The 23,288-nt window shown below is 49.4% G+C and carries 15 protein-coding genes; 4 read left to right on the top strand and 11 right to left on the bottom strand.

The genetic code is table 11. The features are described from left to right. Together J4G07_00935 and J4G07_00930 are read left to right on the top strand one after the other, a co-directional pair. Window positions 1-393, top strand: a 393-nt coding sequence (locus J4G07_00935) for an FG-GAP repeat protein (protein MCE2412544.1), incomplete at its 5' end; no start/stop codon positions are given. Between the two features lie 187 nt (window positions 394-580). After that, window positions 581-1,102, top strand: coding sequence for a hypothetical protein (locus J4G07_00930; protein MCE2412543.1), 522 nt, complete (start codon window positions 581-583; stop codon window positions 1,100-1,102). A gap of 233 nt (window positions 1,103-1,335) precedes the next feature. On the opposite strand, the gene J4G07_00925 is transcribed toward J4G07_00930, so the two are convergent. Continuing rightward, window positions 1,336-2,226 carry a phytanoyl-CoA dioxygenase family protein gene (locus J4G07_00925; protein ID MCE2412542.1) on the bottom strand — a complete coding sequence of 297 codons (891 nt, stop codon included), beginning with the start codon at window positions 2,224-2,226 and terminating at the stop codon, window positions 1,336-1,338. A gap of 230 nt (window positions 2,227-2,456) precedes the next feature. Here J4G07_00925 and J4G07_00920 point away from each other — a divergent pair, with 230 nt between their 5' ends. Next, a complete protein-coding gene (locus J4G07_00920) occupies window positions 2,457-3,206 on the top strand; it encodes a Type 1 glutamine amidotransferase-like domain-containing protein (protein ID MCE2412541.1) in 750 nt (249 codons plus the stop codon). 70 nt (window positions 3,207-3,276) lie between these two features. Next, a complete protein-coding gene (locus J4G07_00915; protein MCE2412540.1) occupies window positions 3,277-4,410 on the top strand; it encodes a mandelate racemase/muconate lactonizing enzyme family protein in 1,134 nt (377 codons plus the stop codon). Between the two features lie 88 nt (window positions 4,411-4,498). On the opposite strand, the gene J4G07_00910 is transcribed toward J4G07_00915, so the two are convergent. The 10 genes from J4G07_00910 to J4G07_00865 all read right to left on the bottom strand — a co-directional run bounded on the left by J4G07_00910 (window position 4,499) and on the right by J4G07_00865 (window position 23,286). Beyond that, on the bottom strand, window positions 4,499-5,482 hold the full coding sequence (locus J4G07_00910) for a PD40 domain-containing protein (GenBank protein MCE2412539.1): 984 nt from the start codon (window positions 5,480-5,482) through the stop codon (window positions 4,499-4,501). 108 nt (window positions 5,483-5,590) lie between these two features. Beyond that, window positions 5,591-7,504, bottom strand: coding sequence for a hypothetical protein (locus tag J4G07_00905; GenBank protein ID MCE2412538.1), 1,914 nt, complete (start codon window positions 7,502-7,504; stop codon window positions 5,591-5,593). Window positions 7,505-7,663: 159 nt separating this feature from the next. Next, window positions 7,664-10,195 carry a hypothetical protein gene (locus tag J4G07_00900; protein ID MCE2412537.1) on the bottom strand — a complete coding sequence of 844 codons (2,532 nt, stop codon included), beginning with the start codon at window positions 10,193-10,195 and terminating at the stop codon, window positions 7,664-7,666. A gap of 110 nt (window positions 10,196-10,305) precedes the next feature. Next, a complete protein-coding gene (locus J4G07_00895; protein MCE2412536.1) occupies window positions 10,306-11,334 on the bottom strand; it encodes a terpene cyclase/mutase family protein in 1,029 nt (342 codons plus the stop codon). A 173-nt stretch (window positions 11,335-11,507) separates the two neighbouring features. Then, the gene (locus tag J4G07_00890) at window positions 11,508-13,340 is read right to left on the bottom strand and encodes a carboxypeptidase regulatory-like domain-containing protein (protein ID MCE2412535.1); all 1,833 of its coding nucleotides are present in this window, start codon (window positions 13,338-13,340) and stop codon (window positions 11,508-11,510) included. 15 nt (window positions 13,341-13,355) lie between these two features. Further along, a complete protein-coding gene (locus tag J4G07_00885) occupies window positions 13,356-14,303 on the bottom strand; it encodes a hypothetical protein (protein ID MCE2412534.1) in 948 nt (315 codons plus the stop codon). After that, on the bottom strand, window positions 14,300-17,713 hold the full coding sequence (locus J4G07_00880; protein MCE2412533.1) for a hypothetical protein: 3,414 nt from the start codon (window positions 17,711-17,713) through the stop codon (window positions 14,300-14,302). Before J4G07_00880 ends, J4G07_00885 begins: the two co-directional genes overlap by 4 nt. 255 nt (window positions 17,714-17,968) lie before the next feature. After that, window positions 17,969-20,230: a VWA domain-containing protein gene (locus J4G07_00875; GenBank protein MCE2412532.1), complete on the bottom strand. Its 2,262-nt coding sequence runs from the start codon at window positions 20,228-20,230 to the stop codon at window positions 17,969-17,971. A 39-nt stretch (window positions 20,231-20,269) separates the two neighbouring features. Next, entirely contained in the window at window positions 20,270-22,258 is a 1,989-nt protein-coding gene (locus tag J4G07_00870) for a BatA domain-containing protein (GenBank protein MCE2412531.1), read from the bottom strand. A gap of 125 nt (window positions 22,259-22,383) precedes the next feature. After that, window positions 22,384-23,286 carry a DUF58 domain-containing protein gene (locus J4G07_00865; GenBank protein MCE2412530.1) on the bottom strand — a complete coding sequence of 301 codons (903 nt, stop codon included), beginning with the start codon at window positions 23,284-23,286 and terminating at the stop codon, window positions 22,384-22,386. Window positions 23,287-23,288: the final 2 nt, after the last annotated feature.

The raw sequence follows: 23,288 nt of genomic DNA, 5'->3' as shown, positions 1-23,288 counted from the left end.
GAGCCGGGATGGGTGCCACTGGATGTTGTGCTTCGAGGCGCGACACACGAGCGTCGGAAAACTCAGCAGAGTTACCCGCGAGCGTTCAATACAACCTTACACATCGGGGATGTTACTGGCGATGGCTACTCGGATCTCCTCATCGCCGATCACCCGCGGATTATGGTTGTTTTCGTCGGCGTACCGGGACCAGAAATATTTGCCCGGCAACCTCAGCAAGTGAAGGTCGCCATTCCCAACGACGAGGAATACACGTGGATCGTTGACCTCAACAAGGACGGGATACAGGATATCCTTATGCATTACCCTTTCACGCTACGAGACGCTCACGGAGCCCAGAAACTGCCTGCGGGAACTGAACCGAATCGTGTGAGATTGATGATTGCCCGATAAATCCATCGGTTATATTTTTGTCTGTAGGTTAACACTGTTGATTTATTTACCCGTATTAATTTATTGAAAATCCGAACGGAGAACAAAAATGAAAAAACGAAACCTATTCCACAAATACTGGATTTCCGATACCGAACCACATCGGGTGACACTACTGGTCGCTCAATAAACAAAAAGGAGTAAAACAATGACACGCACAATTTTCTGTCTGACCTATATCCTTATCGGGAAAAACGACCCTGCTCAAAACGGTGTGCAGCAAGACAAATTCCTCACGAGTGACTCGACATTTGGTATCGGACTTCAGGGGGCTACCTCTGAATTTGGTGGAATTAGTTTTCGCTACACCGGGCTCGCCCCCATATACTTTCAAACCGTTGGACGTTTTATTCTCAAGGATCAGGATAGCGACCACATGTTCGGAGGTGGCATCTCATACGCTATATTTGAGCACCAAGGCAGGTGGCATACATCACGACTCTATTTCACCTTAGAAGGAGGGTGGCAATATAAAGAGGAACAGGATGTTCTTACCACGACGTTAGGCGGTGGACTCGCTTTTGGAGGTGAACTTGTGTTCTCACTCGGCGGTATTCCGCTCGGTTTGAACGTGGAAGTCGGGCAAGGATTTGGTAGGGAAAAAACCGCCTCACAATCTAAAGGTCTCGCGGGTGTTTTTGTAGGAATGGGTATACATGCCTATTTTTAGATGAAGCGTTGCCTATAGATAGATTTAGGTTATAATCTCGTCACAGAAAGGCATTGGCAAGTCAGTCAATGCCTTTTTATTTTCCTCCAGCCATGGCTGGCTTGGTCAAAATATTCTTTTTTGATACAAGACTAAGCAATTCATCTGTGAGATAAAAAGATAACTGCTTCATACAAGCGACTTCATAGTAGACTCATAAAAAATCCAGAGCATTATGAAGAGTAGGGATTCATTCAATCCAATTTACGATGCGCTGCGTCCCACTCCTCCCACGTCGGTTTGTCGCCTTCGGAAATCACGACAAGCGGCACTCTTCGTCCCTTCAGTGCTTTGTTTTTCACAAATTCGGCGGCTTCGCGTGCTCCGGCAGTCATGTCTGCCCGATCAGGTGTCGGAAAGTAGCGGAAGTCGATACTCCAACGGGATTTCCGCGTTGTGTTCACTTTACTGGTATGCACGCAAAGGTTCGACATGAACAACGCACCACCGGGTTTCAGAGGGATAGGCGTTGGTGTTCCACGCGCTTCAACGTCTTCCTCCATTCGGACGTTTGAGTCTGCTCCGCGCGCACCGTCCAGCAAACCCCAACGGTGACTCCCCGGAATGACCCAACAACACCCATTTTCGACCGTCGCTTCCACCAGCGGCACCCATACCGTAACCATGTGAAGACCACCCGTGTGCTTCTCTTTTTTCCCGATAGTTGACTGATCGAGATATTGACTGTCTTGGTGCCACGGGAATGAGGTAATCACGCTTCCGGGGAGTTTCGTTCGTAACGCAGGCGTGCCGATATTCGAGACTTCAGGACCCAAGAGAAGACGAAGCACGTTAAGAACACCGGGGAGGTTGTAGAGATCGTAAAACTCACGTCCATACATACCGAAAGACCAGTTACGAGGCACTATATCCAACTCTTCGCAGATCGCTGCATAACGCCGCACAAAGGATTCGTTTTCATAGCGCGACGATAGTTTCCCTTCACTATACAGCTCACGGCTATGCGCATCAACCTTTGCCTTGATGAAATCTCGAATGGGTTCTAAATCCCTATCATCAATAAGGTCTCTGACCACCACATAACCATCACGTTCATAAGCGGTCTTAATTTCCTGATCTGCCATTAGTTAATCTCCTTATATCACTCAACGCATAGCTCGTAATGAAATGGAGAGCGGATTTCAAAAAGATACCTCAAAGCTCAACGTCACGCTCTCTAACCGCAAGGTATAATTAAAAACCTTCCGTCGCTGTTGCACAATCTCAAAGGATATGCTATCATGAATACTTAACAGGCGCAACATAATTGTAATTTTTCTCATCAACACGCATCGGCAGTTTCGGAGATAATTGAGTGAACACAACACGTAAGATTGTCGCAATCGGTGGTGGAGAACTTAAATTACTGGAAACCGCCGATATCGACAAACGCATCATCGAATTGACCGGTAAAACACGACCAAAGGCACTCTTTATTCCAACTGCCAGTGGCGACCCTGCTGGGTATGCGGATACCTTTGAGACGTGTTACGGTGAGCACTTCGGTTGCCAAACACGCACCCTCAATCTAATCCAAAATCCTCCAACATTTGAGAAGATGTCAGCATTGGTGTTGGAGTCAGATCTCGTTTATGTCGGTGGTGGAAATACCTATAGGATGATGAAAATATGGAGACGATTGGGATTGAATACTGTTTTAGCAGAAGCCGCGTCTCGTGGTATTGTCCTGTCAGGTCTCAGCGCAGGCGCGATTTGCTGGTTCAGATACGGTTGCAGTGATTCTCGCTCCTTCTCGGACAACGTAGCTTGGGACTATATCCGTGTGGGTGGATTGGGATTCATCAATGCTACGTATTGCCCGCATTACCACAGCGAGAAGCGGGAAGATGCCTTCTCGAAGATGATTGAAAAACGCGGTGGTATCGGAATTGCCTGCGACAATAACGCTGCGATTGAGATTGTTGGAAATCATTACCGCGTGATTACCTCTGCTCCGAATGCAAAGGCATACAAACTCTTCAAACGGAAGGGGCGCGCTGTTGTTTCGGAATTACCTCAAGAGGGTGAATATACACCTTTGGACAATCTCTTGAAGCGTAAATAACACCACATTGCTTCGGATTACAGCACCTATTGATTCTTTCAGCCGATTTCATACACAGAAAGGAATAGATATGAAAATTACTGATGTAAAAGCGATGACGTTAAAAGGCTACAAACAGTGGAACTACGTCCAGATTAAAACCGATGACGGATTGACGGGGATAGGTGAGGCGCATCCTGGCGCAGGAATCGCTGAAATTATCCTGCAATTCAAAAAGATACTTATCGGCGCGGATCCAAGAAACATAGAACCCCTCTACCACCGAATGATTGGTGCAGCGAGCAACCGATACGCAATGGGTTTATCGGCTATCGGTGGAATAGAGACAGCATTGTGGGATATACTTGGGAAAAGCCTGGGCGTGCCGGTCTATCAGCTATTAGGTGGAAAATATCGGGATCGTATCCGACTCTATGCCGATGTCGGACACGGAAAAGGGAACACACCTGAAGGCTGGGCACAACGCGCCAAAGAAGGCGTTGCAGACGGCTACCAAGCAATCAAATTTGACATCGATAACTCCGCAAACGAACTCAAGCAGGATACGGTCAATCGGGAACTCAGCACAGCGGAATTACAGAAAATGACATCTTTGGTCGCCGCTGCACGGGAGGCTGCTGGCGATGGAATCGACATCAGTATTGACTGTCACAGCCTATTCAGCACCCATTCGGCGATGAAACTTGCCGAACGCTTAGAACCGTTCGATTTAATGTTCTTGGAGGATCCAGTGCCGAATGATAACGTTGAAGCGATGGCGAAGGTGAGTTCCGCGACCTCCATTCCGATCTGTACCGGTGAATTCCTGTTCCGACGAGACGGTTTCCGAGAGTTGATTCAGGCCCAAGCGTGTGATATGCTACATGTTGATGTGTCTGGAACAGGCGGAATGCTTGAGGCGAAGAAAATTGCGGATCTCGCAGACCTCTATTACATCCCATTTGCTGCACACAACATCACGTCGCCAATCGGAATGACAGCGACAGCACATGTTTGTGCCGCCGTGCGGAACTTCATCGTTATGGAACTTCCATATCATGCCGATCAAGTTGAATGGCGATGGGATCTCGCAATTACCAACGAGCCCCTCATGCAGGATAGCGCATTTGTGGTGCCAGAGCAGCCGGGACTGGGTATCGAAATCAACGCAGACGTTGCCAGAGAATATCTCATGCCGGGGTCTGACCATTTTGGCATCGCCTAAATTTCAGCGACGGGTGTATTTTGAAGTATACACCGCTTCTTCGCTGCCGAGGGCTCTTGGCGGAAACACCCAAGCAAACATCTCGCCACTAATACGGTTTCTGCTTGCTTTTGAGGTTTCCCCACAGCGTCACCAACTTTTCTTGCGGCGAAACCGCTAACGGTAGCGGCTGCCAAGCGGGACTCCTATTACTGCCAGCCAGATTTTGAGTGAGATTGACAGGGTTGGAGCCGTCGTCATTCATCACATAGATGTCATCCTCACCATCTCGGTCAGAACTGAAGGCGATTTTTGTCCCATCTGGAGACCAGGCAGCATGATCATCAAATGCGAATAGGTTATGCGTTAGTTGAATGGTATCGGAACCATCGGCATCCATCACATAGATTTCAAAATCACCATCTCTGCCTGAAGTGAAGGCAATTCGCTTGCCATCTGGAGACCAGGCAGCAGCCCTGTCCCATGGTTCCAAGTTTTTCGTCAGTTGAATAGGTCTGCCTCCACCAACGCCTATCACATAGATCTCACGATCACCATCTCGGTCTGAGGTGAAGGCAATTCGTGTTCCATCCGGAGACCAATCTGGGTGGCGGTCGGCTTTTACATGCCGTGAGATATTCGTAGGCTTGCTACCATCTGCGCGCATGATATAGATCTCTTCGTTCCCTCGGTTTGAACCATAGACGATTTGCGTCCCATCCGGAGACCAATCAGCACCAAAGTCGCCTGACGAATTTCGTGTGAGATTGATGCGGTTTGTCCCATCAGCATTTATCGCATAGATATCGTAGACGCCTTTTGGGTTCGAGGTAAAAGCAATGCGCTTACCGTCTGGAGACCAAGTGGGCCCACTGTCTGATGCCGGATTTTTAGTGAGTCTGACCGGATTTGTTCCATCGGTATTCATCACATAGATTTCAGAATTACCATTTCTGGTTGAGGTGAAGGCGATCTTCATAACATCCGCGGGAGTCTGATTTGCCAATACGGTGAAAAGGCCTGCCAATACTGCCAAAAAACACTTCTGTAAACAGAACAGTTTTATGATTCCTTTAGGAAACATCAACTTCATAATTTACCTCCTTAGCGATCTGAACGAAAATCCTTGAGGACCTTGTATTTTTAACGAGCGTTGGGTATAAGGGTTTACACAGACGCTCAAGAAACGAGTAGGGGAAAATTATCCGGGTAAGGCACCTTGGTAATTCACACCCGTAAACATTCCGATTATCATCCAAACCCCTACAATACCAAACTCGCCGATAACCAATCCCATAAACAGCGGTCGAAGCCTTCTATAGGATCCGATCCCACCCGATTTCAGTGCCAGATACTTCAAAAACCAGCCAATACATATACAGGACCAGAGGAAATAGGAGGAATACACCGCGCCCATCACATATCCAATCGGGTGAAGTTGCCACCACATAAATTGACGCTGCATAATCAAGAGAAAGGTAGTGATTCCGGTTCCCAAGAGCATGCTGTACGCTTCCCCCAATTTCGCGTCTTTCGGATACTGAATCAGTGAGACGATATGATTAAAGTATCTCGGTGATCCGACGAAGGGACCTCTCTGCAGATTTAAGCCGCCTTTTTCATAAATCAACGGCAGCGATGCAACATAGGAAACACCGATAGCAACAGCAATCGAGAGCACCATTGCCCCAAGGATACTTCTTCGATTTAATCCGACCGGATCCGCCGCTTTGAAGCCGTGCAAAACGCTCGGCATCAAAATACCGCCCCAGTCGCGCATCATTACCCGCTGAAATCCCAAGAGTGCTAAGCTATTTGCGTTAATAATTCTTGAACCCGTAATAATCTCAAAGTATTCCACAGGGTACATCGGTGCTTGGATCAGTAGCATTCCACCGTTGACGACCATCCATGACAGCGCGGTAGAAGCAATCAGGAACAGCGCAATAATGCTACAGGCGACCCAAAATGACATCCCAGCATAGACGCAGAGACCCGCAAGCAACAGAAAACTAAGAATTGTTCCCAGCACCGCCCATCTATACGGTAATACCTCGTCTGAATCGTCGATCGTTGTAGATGAAGTGGACTCCAGAAACGTTCTCCTCAAGAGATCCGTGATATGAGTCCGACTATTAAGCAGAAAGGCAAGAACCATGACCACATAGGCAGCCATTGTCTGTCCTCTTGCAGAGATCCACGGACTGATAGGGATAGCAAAGGCGTTGATGATGATGTACTGTAACTTGAAGAATAGGAAAAAAAACCAGCAACTGAAAGACACTTCCATTGCGAGAAAGTAGGTTATCCCGATAACCGAGAAGTAGAGAAAGAACCGAAATTGGGGCCACCAACCCATCACAATCCACGGACGCTCTGTGAATGGGGTATACAAATCATACCGATTCGGAATTCGCGGGAGTGCGGGGAAATACTCGTGTAATCCATTAAGTAGATGAAAAAAGGCGGCGATTCCAAACCCTACCCACACGAGCCGATTCCTGAACAAACTGTTCAGTCCGGCGTGCATTGAGGTTTGCTGAACCATCTCTACAGGCACAGTAACGAGCGGAAAGATGAACCTCTCGCGTTCAACCCACTGTTTCCTTAACACAACCGATACGCAGATCGTCAGCGCATAGAACAGTAGGATGAAAACCGTCCAAACAACAAGCGGTTTTGCCCAAAGTACCCAAGGAACAATTGATTCTCCCTCATAGAAATCCGTAACGGCATGTTCATCCCACACAATTAACCATTCGCGGAAATGCGGATGCAGCGTTTCTGCCCACTCATTCTCAGGTGTAGCAAAATAGACCGGTGCCGCCAAATAGGGTAGTAAGTACCCGACCATTCCTTTCGATGGAATCGCTGAACTGATGACCATCATCACCCAGACGATCATCAATTCGCCTGGACTTAGCACTGCTCGGGGAAATACTTTTTTCAGAATGGGATTGACGACTAAGGTGAGAAAAATCAGTGTGAACACTGTCCCCAAAGGGAAATGATTTCCGGCAATATCTGTCCCTTGGAGGTAGTAGTCGTTATAGGGGGTAATTGCTGTTTGTATAATGACGAGTGCCAAACCGATCAGAATTGCTCTCACGCTCATTTTTTAATTATTCCTTGCGGTTCGGTCAGGTGAAATTGAGATTTTGAAGTGCCTTTACGTAGACCCGCCTGCGTGTTTTTGCAAACGCTAAAATCCAATGCGAAGAAAGTATTTCTGCGTATTGTTGCAGGCTCTGTTCTTTGGCATCCTTGTAATGGATTACGGTTCGTCGCTGAACACCGGCTCTTTCGCCGGACGGACCACCCACGCGGCGAAGGCTGCCTCAAACGACGCTGTCGTGTCTCCGAGATAGAGCTGCTGAATACTCTCGATCGGAACTGTTATTTCTCCGTAAATTGACGAACGTCCCAACAATGTATCATCTCTGATTTCAAGCGGTTCAAACATCAGAATTGAGCCATCGGTTAACCTCATAGAGACCTCAGATTGAGTGGCTATTGACTTCTGGTTCTCAGCATAAGAGGCTTTCGGTCGATTAACGCTCTCTTTACTGGCTGCCGATTGCTGATGGCTGACCGCTTCTCTGCTGACTTCGACCACCCGCGCTACACGGTCTATAGGAACGGAAAACTGACGTAGCTTAGAATCAAATTGAATCGTTTCTCCATCGAAGCTGAGCAGCTTGCCCCGTTTCATATCACCGTTCTCTGCCACCAAGATATGATTCGGTGGGGTGTCACGGCTGAAACGCGGAATGGTTAACGCACGCTCCAATTTCACGTCTAACTTGTAATTTTTAGATACGCCATCATCAAAGATCACTTCTGCCATATTCTGGTCAGGACGAATGTTTATTTTCTTGCCATCTACCATGAGTATGATTTCGCCATCTTCCACATCTATCTTGCCACCTTCCAGAAATCCCTCTAAGTTACCATCTCCTTTGACCTCGATTCTATGGATTACGTGATTATTGAATCGGTTTCCTTTTCCATGCCCCAAAACGGTATAGGAAGGTTTGTTGTTTGTCGAATGTGCCCTGTCGATATAGTTCGCATGTGTTCTACCAGAGAATTCAAGTGCTTTCACGTCTGCCGAATCAACCAAGTGTGCGCTGGTAAAAGGAGACTGGAAACCGACGGTCTTTTCGTCGTATGACGAGATTTGACACGGAATGATCTCACCGCTTTTCAGATGCAATATATGACGGAACTGGGACGTGTCAAAGGGATACATCTTCGATGCGCGCCTATTGTTGCGTTCTATGTAGGCTTGCCGAATGTTCGCCAGTCGCACTGCCTTCAACGCACCGACAGGTTTCCAACGGATAAACGATCCATCTTCCATATCGAAGTGAACACGACCACGGAGATTCCCTGACGGATGAAATAATCTATCCTCGTCTTCAATTTGCCCATGATTCTGTGGAAATCGTGAACTGGAGGTCGCTCCTACTTCCACCCGAAGCAGTGAAGCACCCTCAAACACGCATTCTATCGGTTCATTTGAGAACGCAGTCTGTAACAATACACTATCTGGGTTCACCTGTGCAATTTTGCCGCCCAAAACCGCACCGTCGGGATATGTCAATGCAACGGGTTGCTCCATTTCAACTAAGGCAGCACCCGGTTGGACAACGCGGTCAATTTGTTGGATATCGAGGTCATACCGATTTCCGTCGTCATCAAGAACATAAGTAATTTCTTTCTCTACGAACAATTTGCCATAAACGACTTGTCCATTCATCATGTGGATCCGGGATTTGGAAACATCGATTTGCTGCTTCGTAGAGCCAATGGGCTGCCGGTAGACCCTTAACCGTCGCACCGTCAGATTCTGACCTCGGTTGTAAATGTAGACCCCAGCTTCCTTAACCGTCTGTCCCACCTCGTCCAATTTCAGGAGCAAATTGCCCGCAAAATCAAAGACTTCCAGTACACCTGTATCTCCATTATAGGCAAGACGTAAACGAAAGTTTCGCCGATCCGGCTGAATCGTCAATACCGGCTCGAACAGAGTGCCTTGGACGACGACGAGTTCGTTAACCCAAGTTTCTAACCGCAATGCCTCGTATAGATTTTTACCAAGTGCGAAAACAAAACCCGGAGGACGCGCCGCTGATGCTAACTCCAAGTCTATCTCAAAACGCTGGGGCCAGTCAAGTGCATAGAAGATTTTTGCCTTGACTTTATCCGTTCGTGGATGACCGCCGCGATCCGCGTACCAATCTGGAAGGGCATTTCCACCGAACAGCAATATGGGCTGATTCGCATCCGGTTTAGGTAATTCCTGCGGAAGTCCACCATCACGATGATCCTGATCGCGTGGCTTCTGCCAATTCGTCATTTGGGAACCGTCGAAGATAAGATTCGGGTGCGCCTGACGTTCAAGGGTATAGATCGCCTCACGATTCACTCGAAACCGACCGTGTCGCTCACTGGAAAAGAGAAAGGTATCCTCGTCCGAATCAACGATATTCGCGATCCAGATATCCCCCGATACAGTGCCAACGCGAAAAGCCTCCGTTGCAGGTGCAGACTGCCTTGGGAAAGCAACCGAATCCAATACACCAATATCAACAGCCAGATCGTCCGAAAAATAGGGTGATGACCAGTGGAACACGCCAGACGCGCTTTTCAGTAGGTTGCCGGGAAGGACATCACCATTTTTCCAACGCAATGTTTGCATACCAGGTTGCGGAGTCGCTGCGTTTTGAGCGTGTATTACTGGCGCGTATAACACCGCCAATCCCACAGCAACAACAAGTAGTTTCCTTAGATTCCATTGCATCGTATTTCTCCTTTTTTAGTAGCCGTCGGCTTTCGGCTTTCAGCTATCGGTAAAAGGTTCCTGACAAAGTAGCACCTTCTTTCTGACTGCTGATTGCTGACGACTGACTGCTATCTTTCATAGATAGGCAAGAGACGATAGTTCAACGCCAAAGCGAGGATAGCCATACCCGTGCCGTAGGCTCTGCCATGGGAACTCGAGAAACTGCCATCTTCTGCCTGTGTCTTCTGAAGCCACTCGATGGTCCTCTGATTCCACGCCTTCCACGCCTCAAAGTCACTTTGAAACAGCGCCTGCGCCATATAGTAAAGATTATAGAACAGATGTCCAGTACCGCGCTGGTCAATTCTACGTTTGATGAACTCAGAAGCGGCTTTGTACTCAGGCGTATCCTTTCTTTTTGCAATCGCATAAATTAGGGTACCAATTGCCGTCCGAGTGAGTCCACCACCGTGACTGCTTGTCATCTGATACGTTACACTCCCGTTTTGCATCGTATGTGTCTGGAAAAAACTCACCGCCTTGTCAACGGCTTCGTTGGGAATTTCAATACCGGCATTTCGAGCACCCAGTACGCCCATCAACACAGTTCCAGCCACAGTTGTGTCAGCATCTTGGGAATCTGGAGAGTAACGCCAAGCCCCCCACGGATTCTTCCGCTGTGAAGTCAATGAGGAGCGCACTGCCAGCTCCAATGCTTCGCTAAGGGTGCGTCGCCGTTGAGATGGGACATCGCTCCCTTCCCAGAGCAGTCGTTCACTGACCGCACCATACGCTTCGGAGAGTGCCAAGAGAGCAAAACCGTGCTGGTACATCGATCCATGTCCGCCCCAAGTCCCACCGATGTATCCCGTCCTTGTATCCTGATTGCTGATAATATGCTGCAAGGCTTTACGGATGTTCGTGGTATAAGGACCGAAGTCAGGATCTTCGCCACTCGCCATCAATGCCATGACACAAATTCCTGTTACGCCGGGTCCGCTCCCCGCACCTGACCAACCGCCGTCCTCCATTTGCGTGTTCGCAAGATAGCGTAAGCCGCGATCATTGATGATACGAACTGCCGCAGGGACACCCGTCCCATAACGGAGGGCGACCTCCTGGGCATTCGCGGTTTCAATTAAAAATATGACCAGCATCACAAGAAAAAAATAAAAAAGTTCGCAAGTTAGCAGGCGGGAACTCCGATTCCCGACTTTTCCTGTAGGAAAGGGGGAAACGCCTAAGCAAAAACACTCCGATTCCCGATGAAAGCTATTGACGACTTTACGGACTTTAGCACACTTTACAGACTTTGAAACTGTCATCATCGTTATCTCCTCCATACCATCGGACCGAATACACGTTCAAACTCCGTCTGCTGCCAGGCTGTCAGGACTTCAAAATCTACCGTCTGTGGAAAGAGTTGGAAAAACATCAAGATCGAAGGACTTCTCTTGCTAAGTAGGTTCGGTACCAACTGCGATGCTGCCGTTTCCAACCGCTCCCGTTGTGTGTCATCTAAAAGCAGATGCATATCGGTGCACGCCACCACTACATCACGTAACACCTGTTGATGCAAAGCCACTCTCTCGGTTTGGTGTTTGCTATATGCCGCAAATGCCTCTTCAGAAAGCACATCTTTGATCGCCTGTTGATACAGCGGATGACTTGTAATCTCAATGTTTGGTCCTCCATCTCCCCATAATTCATCCATCGCGTTTTTCAGAGTGAAGTTAAGCATCGCAGTCGCCTCTTCACGAGTCATTTTGCCATCTTCGACTTTCTTCGTGAGATCCGCTTCGATTTCCCGGGATAACGCTTCACGGGTTTCGTCGTGGGCTTCAAAGTGCTGTTGTGCCACACCCTTGGCAACGAGTGCCAAACGTCGAGCAGCACGTTCATCGAGGGTGCCTAACAACTCGGTATGTGCTACGAGTTTAGCTTCGGCGATCTCCATTCTTTGCTCCTGCGATTCCGCTATATTAGTGTTAAGCTCAATCCAAGGTTGCTGTTCTTGTCGATCAATCATTATATCATCGATCACGACTTCAAATTCTTTCTCTATTCCAACATGCTTGTCTGGTTCATCGGGGATAAACACAAACCTCTTGTTCGGGGCGGCAACATCTCCGTCATTTATCTTCTCAGCCCTGATTACTTTTTGGATACCGACCTCTGGTGCGATAATAAACATATCCACTTTGTTTGCCTTAGCCCTAACCAATCCCTGCCAAACCTTGGACTGTGCCTCACTTAAAATGCCATCCAATGAAATTTTTAACCTGTAGTGCATCAACTGTGCCGCTTGTTGTGGCTTGAGCCGCAATGCGTTCATTGAGTTCGGAAAAAGTTCGTTCTCTGTTGCATCAAGTAGCGACTGGACAACCTTTTCGCGTTGCTCTGTTCTCAAACTGAGTTCCTTATCAAGTATGGCAGTAATCCACTGAACGACTGCCTGTCGATCTCGAACTTCTCGTGCCTCCGTAAATTCCAAATAATCTTGAAGTTGTGCCTCGCTCAAGTGTTTAGCGAACGCCGCCTGGCAAACCGGATGCGATAATAACATTTCAAGCAACGATATGTTTCCTTCTTCCACTGGCTTTGCAAAGACACTCAGATCGCCACCCGATTCCGATGCCCCCTCAATTGAATCGAGAAATGACTGATGAAGTGTTTTGACAGCTGCCTCATCCAAATCGTAACGTTTGCCGACACCTTCGGCGACACGTTGAAGCAGGGATACAATTCGCTGTTTGATAACAATGTTCATTCTTTCATCCCGTTGCACGTCAACGAACATTTTGATTTTGCCTTTTTTAGCCATTTTGAGCGGGATGAAGTGGTCACCACCTTTAACGACATTAACAGGTCGCCCAACTCGCTCGTCGTATCCCTCTTTAGATATGCTAATCATGTAGCGTCCGGCGGGAAGCAAGGCGTGTTTGTAATTCCCCTTTGCATCTGTCTCAGTTATAAACTCCTTACCGCCATCTTGGGCAACAATCTTGACCTCAACGCCTTCAACCGGGTTCTGTGCTGGCGTTAAATCAGTAATGTGACCTCGGAGGGTCCCAACGCTCAGAACCTTGTCCTGTGCAAAAACAACGCCAAGCGACATACCGACGCAAGCACCCATTATTAAGACATATCGTAAATGACGCATCTCTTCAGTCCTCCTCTAATTTTCTCGGATTGTAGCCAAGCCCGTCTGCCATTCCTGACCCTTCTTGCCTGCGTAAAGCATAGCGTAGGTGTCTCCAACTTCGAAGATCTGGCCTGTCAGCACCCCATCGCAATCAAACGCATCGGGATCGTCAGACGGTGTAAATATCGGATTATAGGGGTTCGGTTCAAAGGTATGGAAATCGCGAGTGCGCACGTGCCCAATCCGCCAAACTTCGCCATCGTATCCACCATAGAGAATATGGAAGTACTGTGAATCCTTGAACAACTCGGTTTCACGAACGGATTTACTGTCCCACGCTTGTCCGCTCCCCGTAAAAACGGGATTGTCAGGATTTTTTCTGACCGATGCTGGATTACTCGTCGGCGCGGTCGCATGACACATCGTCAATCCCTCTCCGAATGACTGTGTTGCCTTTCCTGTATAAACGATGTGGATTGTGTCGTCCTCTATCGCAATCGAGGGGTGGGTTGAGCCGTGTCGTTCGTGTTCGGTATCCGCAGGAATGACGGGTGAGTGCCGGACACGTCGCCACTCACCAAGGTCTCCATCGCTCACGAGTAGTCCCGTCTGTTCAGGGGTCGTTTTCCCCTTGCCCCGATAATACATGTAGAATTTGCCATCAGCAGGATTCAGAAACGGGAAAGGGTACTCAACGGCTGCGTCATCGAAGCCATCCGCTGAAGGTTCAAGGATAGGATTCCGGGCATCCTGTGTAATGTTGGTAAGATCACTCATCGGAGCCGTCGCATGCATTATCAACCATCGGACACCAAGGTCACGCTTACACCAGATATAGTGTACCGTTTCATCAACGATAATAGCGTGGGTCGCCGCTGCCCAAAGCGGTGGTGGCAGAGAAATGATTGGATTGCCCGTCTCAATCCTCTTGAAACTGGCGAATACCTCGAACGGAATAGGCTCTTTCCATGGATTTGTCATTGGGTTCTCCCTTCCAAAGCATCAAAATAAGCGTCCAAACCTTGACGAAACTCTTCCGGTAACACGCGCCCTGCTTTCCCAGTTGCCTGTCTCGGTGAACGATTTTCAATGGAAGCTCTACCGCTGTCATCACCGACACCGAGGAGCATCAAAGCAGAAGCAGTGGCTGGCGGTGCATTGGTAATCATAGGAGCATTTGGAACCCGTCCGGTTTGGAGTAGGATTTCAATTACTTCCGTTATTGCAGCAATCGCTTTGGGACCGGTATCCGGTTCTGCGAGTATGTCTTCTACCTCCTCCATAACCTCTGCCGCTCGTCCTACCTTCGCGAGTTGTCCCTGGATGAAGCGTTCCTGTGCGTTAGGCAGAAGACTCATCTGTGCCTCTACCTCGCGAGTGTCTTCAGTGAGCGTGATTTGTGTATCGTACAGCGCGATGCTGCGCTCACGGTATTCATCAGGAGTAAGTGCCTCCTTCGCCTGCTCAAGCTTCCGTGTCTCTTCCCGTAATTGGATTTCACGATTGATGATCCGCATCACTTCGACAACGATTTCCGGGGGTAGGTTCGGCAATGTAACCATTCCACCCTCTCCTGGAGGTTCTCCTTCAGGGAGCGGATCCACCAACTGCTCTGCCCACCGATCCAAGGTATCTGCCCAGAATTCCGCCTCGATTGTTGCGTCACCGATAAAATTGTCATTAATCGCTGCCGCCATGTCCTGCATCTGGTCGGATACAATAGCGTCTTGCATCTCCGAAAGCACACGCGAGAAACCTTCGGAGGGTCGCCTGTCAGCATAAGCAGCCATGTCTTGTAGCAGTGTAGATGCTACCTTAGACTCCGAGATCTCTTTTTCAGCCAAACGCTCCCGATCAAACGCATTTTCCACTGCATCACCTGCATCCTGACCGAAACCGTCCAGATCGTTCAGGTCCACTGCGATGTCAATCTGCCGTCGCGATGCGGCTTTCAAACGTTTCACAAATGTACTGTTTTCAAAACCTGTGAGCAATTTGTTCATTTCTGCTGCCAACTCGGCAAAGGCATCCAACAATTCCTGCTGTTCTTTGACCGCTTCCAAGACGAGTTCCGCTGTCTGGGGAGCTGGGGGTTCTTCCTCCTCATCCTTTCTACCGCTCCCTTTGAGGGTCGTCGTAGGGATTCCGAGTCCACCAACGACTTGTGGTGCCTGTCCTGCCGCGTCTTCCTCCTCATTGAAACCGGATTCAACATCAAGGACACGCGGCGTGGGATTGGCGGGTATATAACCCGGCTTACCCTCAGGTTGTTTGCTTCGATTTACATTAACTCCCGCTCCCAGAGTATTCGGATCTTCTGGTATTTCGTCTAACCCTTCAGGAGGATTCTTGCTCTCAGGACCGTATTTCTCCACAGAGTGGCTATCAGTCGTCAGCAGTCGGCTGTCAGTCCCCTCCTTTCGGTTTTCTTGCTGATGGCTGATGGCTGATGGCTGATTGCTAATGGGCTTACCGTTGCTCATCCCTGGTGCCTCAGCCGCCCGCGCAAGTAAGTCAGCAACAGAGGGCATTCTCTGCCCTGCGATCTCCTCTAACATCTTGAGTGTTTCTGCCCACAATTCAAGATGATTCGGATCGAATTCTTCGTTCTTTGTCGCTTCTTGCACCAGTTCAGTTCCAAGTTGGATGAGACTCTCAAGTCTTGCTGCATTGGCACGCTCGGCAGCCGCTTGATTTTGCAGTTTCCTGCGCTGCGCCGGATCGTCAAGTGCTTCGGGGGGCAGGTCACGCAGTTCACGATTGGTTTCGTGCAACTGCAATTCCTTGTCGTGGACCTCCTGTGCTGCCCCCATCCAGAGTTCCATCTGCCCGACTAACCATTTGAAATGTTCCGCTGGGGTCAGCACATGTACAACAAGGTCCGGTGAACGGACGCGCTCGCGACCGGGAAAATAATCCTCAGCGAAGGCGCGCAGGCGCAGACTCTGTGGACGCACATTTTCACGCACAGCAGAAAAGGTAGCAGCAACCGTCATAACATCCGTAGTTGGTGTGCCGGATGCTACTGTTTTCTCACCACTCGTAGGTTCGGGATTGTGAATCGGGTTGCCAATGCCTTCCCATTCCAAACCCACTTGTTTTACACCGAAGTCGTCACCCGCCTGAATCTCAAAAGTGAGAACCTCACTCGAAAGGACAACACGATTATTCTTTAGTTTGTTGAAACTAACCCTCGGGGATTCATCTTCTTGCACCTCTAACTGTATCACTTGGGGTTCACGGGCAGCAAGACCAAAGCGATCACGCCATGCCAACTGGAGTAAGGTATCGGGGTTAGAAACCCCTCCTACGACGCTGATAGGATCAGTCGTCACACGCGCGCCATCAACATGTTGTGGACGATCATTCAAAGTCGCTTCTGCGAGTTCTCGTGTTGCTGTGGCTTCTAAGACTGCGGTACTCCCCTTCAATAAACTGAGTGTCCCTCCGCGGACATCCTCCACAAGGGGTTCACTGCGTTGTAAATAGGCTGGTAATTCTACCTTTGCAGTAAGCTGCGTCAGGGCGGGACGCAATTTGGGTTCGATGCGGATGGAGCGTCGTGCATCTCCGACTCGAAGTTTGAGCCGTCCATCCCTTGTTTGCGGGGGTAGTTGAAATCGGTACGCTGCTGCGTCTCGCGTCGCAACCACCGGGACTTGGTTTGCGTAACGGGCTTCTCCAGACTCAGGTTTCCACGGCGAATCGTCCTTTAGGCGTGCTTCCACATCGAAAGGTTCGGCGTACGGGACCACACGCAATCCTGATTCACCCTCCAATTGGGCAAAAGTGTAACGCGGCACATCACGCCACGGGGTCAGCCACCGAGCAAAGGTATTCCAACTCGTTGCGGGTATTGCAAAGGCTCCGATTACCACCAATACCAATGGGAATGCTACCGACCCTACCCAGCGACGGTGCCTCGGATTCGGAACCGCATCTGCCAAATTATGTTTTGCGACCTCGGCATCAACCTGACGCATGGCAGCCTCAACCAGCGTAGGACTTGACAATTGATCCTCTCTATTACGCGCTAATTCTACGATACCGAGCACGTGATCCCCAAAACGTGGGAACCTTTGCTGCAACAACCGAGCGACCCCCTCCAATTGCCTATGCTTCCAGACCCAATTGTAGTACTTCATAGGTAAGAGAAAGACCATTCCTACCATACCACTTACTAAAATGAGTAATCGCAAAAGCGTAGGTGTATCGAAGACTCGGTCTAAGCAAAAAACGATGATATATGAGACAAGGATACCAAAAATTCCCGCCAGTACACCTTCAGCGAGTTTGATCGTCCATACCCGTTTTTGGTACTGTTCGAGTGCCGCTTTCATACGCGGTGGTAGGTTGACCGCTCCATTTTGTGATTGTGCTTTTGTTTGCATCTGGTCCACCGAAAATCTCCTTTAATGGCTGTCGGCTGTCGGGGCGATTTTTTCTTGCGAAAAAACCTTTCAGCGATCGGTAAAGAATGGCATTGTCCCGCAAGCCCACACGCGGCTTGCGTCGCAGTCAGGTCGGGTTGCTACGCAACCCTTTCAGCATGCTTCGCAGTGAGAATAAAGAAAAGCGGCGTTCTGTACCGCTTGCGTCTTTGCTGATTGCCGATTGCCGATTGCTGATGGCTAATTTGCTGACGGCTACACAGCTCCCGTCATTTTTCTCGCAATCCAGAACACGCCGAGTAGTAGAATAAGAAGTCCCGCCCAAAGGGGGTGTGCCCAGATGCGTGTCCGATGCACCGTCGGCTCAGGCTCCGGCAAGGCGGCGAGATAATCCAACAGACTCCTCGCCTCAGAAACCGACACTAACTTGCCGTTCGTAATTTTGGCGATTTCATCTAAAACCTCAAAACGCGCCAAACGTCCTTGTTGCTCCCGATTTAAACCCTGGACTGACAGATCGGTCTGTACTGAAGCCACGGTTTCAGTGCTACTGGCGACGAGTTGATAATTGCCAGATTCTTTCGGCACAAACGAACCCGTGAACAACCCGATCGCATCACCCTCACCGGGCTGCAGTCGGATCGTTTGTGTTTTACCCGACGGCGCAATTGCTTCTACAATAACCGAGCCTCTATCTAACGGACTACCCAAAGGATCGTTCACATTGGCATTTAACATCACTGCATCGTCGACGTGTGGGCGATCTGGTGAATAAAACAACCGCATTGATTCGCCTTGTGCCATCTGCCGACGATACGCCATCCATCGAGCAACTTGGCTCCAGAAGCGGTAGTGATACTTATCCTCAACACCCTGCCGCCACCGCCATGCGCTGTCTGTTCCCATAAACAACACTTTACCTGCACCGTACGTTTTGGTCACGATGAGAGGCACGCGTCCGGAAGCCGTCGCCACCCCATCGTGCACCGCTAAAGTCTCAGTGCCTGCCTTGGCACGTTTGACACCAGCGTACCAGTAGAACCCCGGCAATGTGCGCCATACTTGACGGTTAATCTCTTCAGTCTCACCAAGGCGAGTTAATAAACTTCGTTGTCCCAACTGCGTGAGTGCGAAATATCCCGGTGTCGCTGATCCAACACCATAGGGGGTCGCAGCGTCCAAAACCACGGGATAGAGATCCGACAGCGGACCCGATATCAACGACGCATGCATCCCCGTCCGTCCGGGCATAAAGACGAGTCCAGAAGCCTGAGCACTGACAAGCTGCCGTAAGTCCTGTGCCTGTCCGACTGTTAACTGCTTCTTTTCGATACCGACATCACCAAGGAACACCACGTCGTAGCGACTCAGTTCGTTCGTCGTGGGAAAACTCTTGATATAACTACGTCCTCCGCCGACCTTCGGTAACTTCGGATGAAAAAGTAGGCATGTTAATTCGACCCCCGGATCCCGTTCCAATGCGTTGCGTAGGTAGCGGTACTCCCATCGTGGGTAGGATTCAACGACGAGGACTTTCAATTGTTCCTTGCGCACCGATATCGGCACAGAAAGCGCATTGTTTTCTGGGATTAATTCTTGTGTATCTCTCGGGATATGCATCGTTAGTGTATAGTCACCGGTTGCGGGTGGTGTCCAAACCATATTCTCTTGTGCCTGACTCATAGCGGGGACACGAATAAGTTTGCTAACCGTTGATTTTTTGTCAATACTGAGTGTAACGTTCACATCCGTGTCCTGACCCAAAGTACTGCGAACGACAAACGGAATACGAAGTTGCTTATTGACAACCGCATAAGTCGGGGCATCCATACTCACCAACTCAAGGTCAGGTAAGGGTACTTTACTGCCGACGCCAACCGCGAAAACGGGAATTCCTCGCATCCGAAACCGCGTCGCCGCTTCAACAGGCGAGTTACCAACATTCCAATCACCGTCCGACAATAGCACAACACCGCGAAGATTCGCATGCGTGTCCAAAACCTGCGACAGTCCGGCATTCAAATCAGTCGCTTCCTCCGCTGGATCTAACTGTGACGAGAAGGGTTCAAACACCACATTGAGGTCGTTGGCATCCGAAGGTTTCCATACCTCCTCAGACATCAGCGGTTGAATCGTCTCGTCTCGTCTTTTCAGGTCTCTTCGGTCAAGGTCTTGTGCTTGACCCGCAACTCGTGCTTTGCTGTTTTGTATCGGAATCGAATTGTGGGTCAAAACTACATCCCGAGTTTTCATGCTGTTAGATTTGTCCCAAAGCACGGCGAGCGTCGAACGCCGATCTGGAAGTTGCGTTTGCAACCATTCGGGTTGGTTCAAGGTTACAACGACCAAGCAAATCAACACAAAACGCAGTAACTCAAGCACCGCTGTCTTTTTGCTATAACCGCTGCGATGCCACGCCAACCAGCACAACACACCTGCCACAATTATAACAACCAAACTCAAACCTAAAAAGGTGCCACTTGAGAAAAATTCAAGGTTTCCCTGTTGTTCCTGCATTTTTTAAATTATGACCTCAGTTAAAAGTTTAAAAATCGATTAAAGGGTCGTCCTAACTTTTTTACTCGGTAAACTCAATACCGACTCTACAAGAAGTGCCACTATCATTGCAATGAGAAAGATACGCCACAATTCACTCGCTAAGGCAGATGTATCCCCAACATCTACATCAATCCGCCGATAAGACATCCCGTCAAACAGGGCATCCACCGTCTCGACAGGGGCCGCCGTAGCACTGTCTTCAATTTGACTACGATTCACAGCCGTCCAATACGCGCCGTCTCGGTACACACCGGCGTGTAACCCGCGTTGTGAAAGGAGTGGCGAATTGTCAGCAGGTGCCACTAACTCCCAAGCCGAAGCACCAGCCAGCGCGTCAGGACCCGCGTCGCGTTGCGATGCAACCGCCAGCGCGCGACAGCCTTGATCCAATGCCCGCTGTAAAATCACGTAAAAGATGACACCATCGCGTTCGAGGGAGGAGAATTGCGCCGTAGGTAGCGTGCTACAGAAATATACCGCACCACGATCCGTGGCGACACGCGTGAGCAGAGGAGCATCGTCGTCAAATCTCGCCAACGGTGTCCCAAAACTTTCAATAGAACGGTATCGATAGATACGCAGTTCGTTCAGCGGCAACGCGTCTCCGCTCTCTACGTGCGCCAGCAGATCTGTATCGCCACGCCACCATGAGGGATTAAAAATCTGTTGACTTCCGGGAGTTTGCCAGTCCCCCCAACGTGAGCCAAATAGCCGTTCATCTGCGTTTTGACTCGGCGGAAAGAACATAACCACACGTCCAGTGTCAACAAATTGCGCAATCTGCTCTGCTACTGACCCGCGCGGTAGAGCCGCTTGCCAGATCAACAACCCCGTATTTTCCCAATCAATTTCTGCAGCGCGATCCACGGAGACCACATCAACCCGATGTTCGAGTCGAGGGGCTATCGGAATAGTAAGTGCCCGACGAAACGCTTCACCATTCTTTACATCATCACTGACGACAACGGCTCTTCGCACCGTCGATTCTGAAAACACAAAGAAAAATCGATTATCTAAGGGATTCGCATCACCCGGCAACCCAACTGAACCCCATCCTGAACGCAGTTTGGTATCAATCGGGATACGGTGTCCTTTCAGTGAGGCACCCTGTCTGTCAATCTCGACCTCAACGACAGATCGAACGTCGTTGACTTCAAACTCAATTGGAACTCCTTGAAGTGTTGCGCCACTGCTCCCCTTCGCCCGAACTATCACATCAAGAACGAGCTCCGCATCGTGACCGCGTTCCCATCGTTGTACGTTTTCTACCCTTATCGACAAATTGCTTGAAGGTAAATCTGCGTATGCCAGCAAGAAATGATGTACACCCTCTAACTGCGCAAATTCCTCGTATATCGCTTGCCAGCGTCCGCTTTCAACATCCCAATCGTTCTCGCTTAAGTCAGAGCAGATCCACACGTCAGCTCGTCCCGACTTATTCGCTTTGAGATACGCCAAGGCAGACTCAAGCATACCCGGAATATCCGCACTGGTGGCACTCGATTCGGCGATGGGTATATCCAATAGTACCTTCGGTGAATCTATCTCTTGCAGTTGACCACTCGCACTATCAATGAGAATTAAGTGCGCCCCGTAATCCCCCTGTTCCAGCAATTCCGCGAGTTTTTGCAGTGCCGCGGTTCGCTTCGACTGACCCGCTTGTAAGTCCTGCATTTCCATGCTCGCAGAACGGTCCAGGAGTATCAAGGTAGCATCCGGTTTACTCATTCCAATGCTACCCAACCATCCACCAGATAACGGACGACTGACGACAAAAATCAGAGCCGCGACTGCAAGCACACGCATTAATAGGATCAGGAAATGCCGAAGACGTGCCATGCCCTTGCTCATACGCTTTGCACTCATGAGAAACATCATCGCTGCCCAAGGGATCGTGCGATGCCGATGCCGATTGATAAGATGAATAAGGATCGGTAACGCGATTAAAGGGAGGGCAATTAATGCCAACGGTTGCAGAAAACCCATATTTTTTTACTCGTTAGCGGTTAGGGCGTTCGCTACGCTCACTGTTAGTTGATAGCAATTAGGTGCCTCTTTGCTAACTACTAATTGCTAATTGCTAATTGCTGACTGCCGACTGCTGAAAACTATTAAGAATGCCGCTTCGGTGTCCGTCCCAATAGGAATCGCGCTAACACATCGTCGTAGTTCTCATTGATGCGGATACGGTGGTAATCGACTTCAGTATCCTGAACGACTGTGTTCATACTTTCGAGATACATTTCGAGTGCACGCTGGTATTGAGCCCCAATGACAGTCGGATCCGCCAATATAGGTTCGCCTCCCTCCATGTCAACGAAACGCATTGGGCGATCGAATTCCAATTCCAACTCGCTCTGCTCCAACAGATGAAACACGGCGATGTCGTGCTTACGGAATCGTAGGTGCTCAAGACAGTTTCGCACAACTTCTGGTTCGATAAACAGATCGGAAAGAACGACAATGAGTGCCCTTTGCGGGACGCGTTCAGCGGTTTCATGGAGAACGTTCGCTAATCCCGTCTCACCAGTTGCCTCCATCGTACCCAATTCATCAAGGACCGCGCTAAGATGCTTTGCACTCCGTTTCGGCGGGATCTCTTTGTGGAACCCCGTGCCAGCACAATAGAGTCCAACAGCATCACCTTGCTGTGCCGCAATATAGGCTAAAGTCCCAGCGATACGACGGGCATAATCCAATTTACTCATGCCGTTGTATGTGAAGTTCATGGAACCGCTGGTATCAACGATTAAACACATCCGTAAATTGGTGTCAGCCTCAAACTCTTTGATGTAGTAGCGATCATTTCGCGCATAAGCCCGCCAATCAAGTCTTCGAGGGTCATCGCCCGGTACGTACTTACGGTATTCTGCAAACTCAAGGCTCGAACCGCGAATCGGACTCCGATGTTTGCCTGATACGCTTCCGATCATAGGCAACCGAGCATGCAGTTGAAGCGTTGAAAGCCGTTCCAGAACCTTCTGATCGAGGTAATCCCGTTTGAGTTGCAGCATAC

The organism is Candidatus Poribacteria bacterium (genome assembly GCA_021295715.1).
GTDB lineage: Bacteria > Poribacteria > WGA-4E > WGA-4E > WGA-3G > WGA-3G.
The sequence above is the reverse complement of the archived record's forward strand: the minus strand, read 5'-3'. Positions and strand labels throughout refer to the sequence as shown.

What these genes read in the sequence shown, in the direction of transcription:
- J4G07_00930 (MCE2412543.1), top strand. Translation starts at nt 581, where the DNA reads ATGACACGCACAATTTTCTGTCTGACCTATATCCTTATCGGGAAAAAC.
- J4G07_00925 (MCE2412542.1), bottom strand. Translation starts at nt 2,226, where the DNA reads ATGGCAGATCAGGAAATTAAGACCGCTTATGAACGTGATGGTTATGTG.
- J4G07_00915 (MCE2412540.1), top strand. Translation starts at nt 3,277, where the DNA reads ATGAAAATTACTGATGTAAAAGCGATGACGTTAAAAGGCTACAAACAG.
- J4G07_00910 (MCE2412539.1), bottom strand. Translation starts at nt 5,482, where the DNA reads ATGAAGTTGATGTTTCCTAAAGGAATCATAAAACTGTTCTGTTTACAG.
- J4G07_00905 (MCE2412538.1), bottom strand. Translation starts at nt 7,504, where the DNA reads ATGAGCGTGAGAGCAATTCTGATCGGTTTGGCACTCGTCATTATACAA.
- J4G07_00900 (MCE2412537.1), bottom strand. Translation starts at nt 10,195, where the DNA reads ATGCAATGGAATCTAAGGAAACTACTTGTTGTTGCTGTGGGATTGGCG.
- J4G07_00895 (MCE2412536.1), bottom strand. Translation starts at nt 11,334, where the DNA reads ATGCTGGTCATATTTTTAATTGAAACCGCGAATGCCCAGGAGGTCGCC.
- J4G07_00890 (MCE2412535.1), bottom strand. Translation starts at nt 13,340, where the DNA reads ATGCGTCATTTACGATATGTCTTAATAATGGGTGCTTGCGTCGGTATG.
- J4G07_00885 (MCE2412534.1), bottom strand. Translation starts at nt 14,303, where the DNA reads ATGACAAATCCATGGAAAGAGCCTATTCCGTTCGAGGTATTCGCCAGT.
- J4G07_00880 (MCE2412533.1), bottom strand. Translation starts at nt 17,713, where the DNA reads ATGCAAACAAAAGCACAATCACAAAATGGAGCGGTCAACCTACCACCG.
- J4G07_00875 (MCE2412532.1), bottom strand. Translation starts at nt 20,230, where the DNA reads ATGCAGGAACAACAGGGAAACCTTGAATTTTTCTCAAGTGGCACCTTT.
- J4G07_00870 (MCE2412531.1), bottom strand. Translation starts at nt 22,258, where the DNA reads ATGGGTTTTCTGCAACCGTTGGCATTAATTGCCCTCCCTTTAATCGCG.
- J4G07_00865 (MCE2412530.1), bottom strand. Translation starts at nt 23,286, where the DNA reads ATGCTGCAACTCAAACGGGATTACCTCGATCAGAAGGTTCTGGAACGG.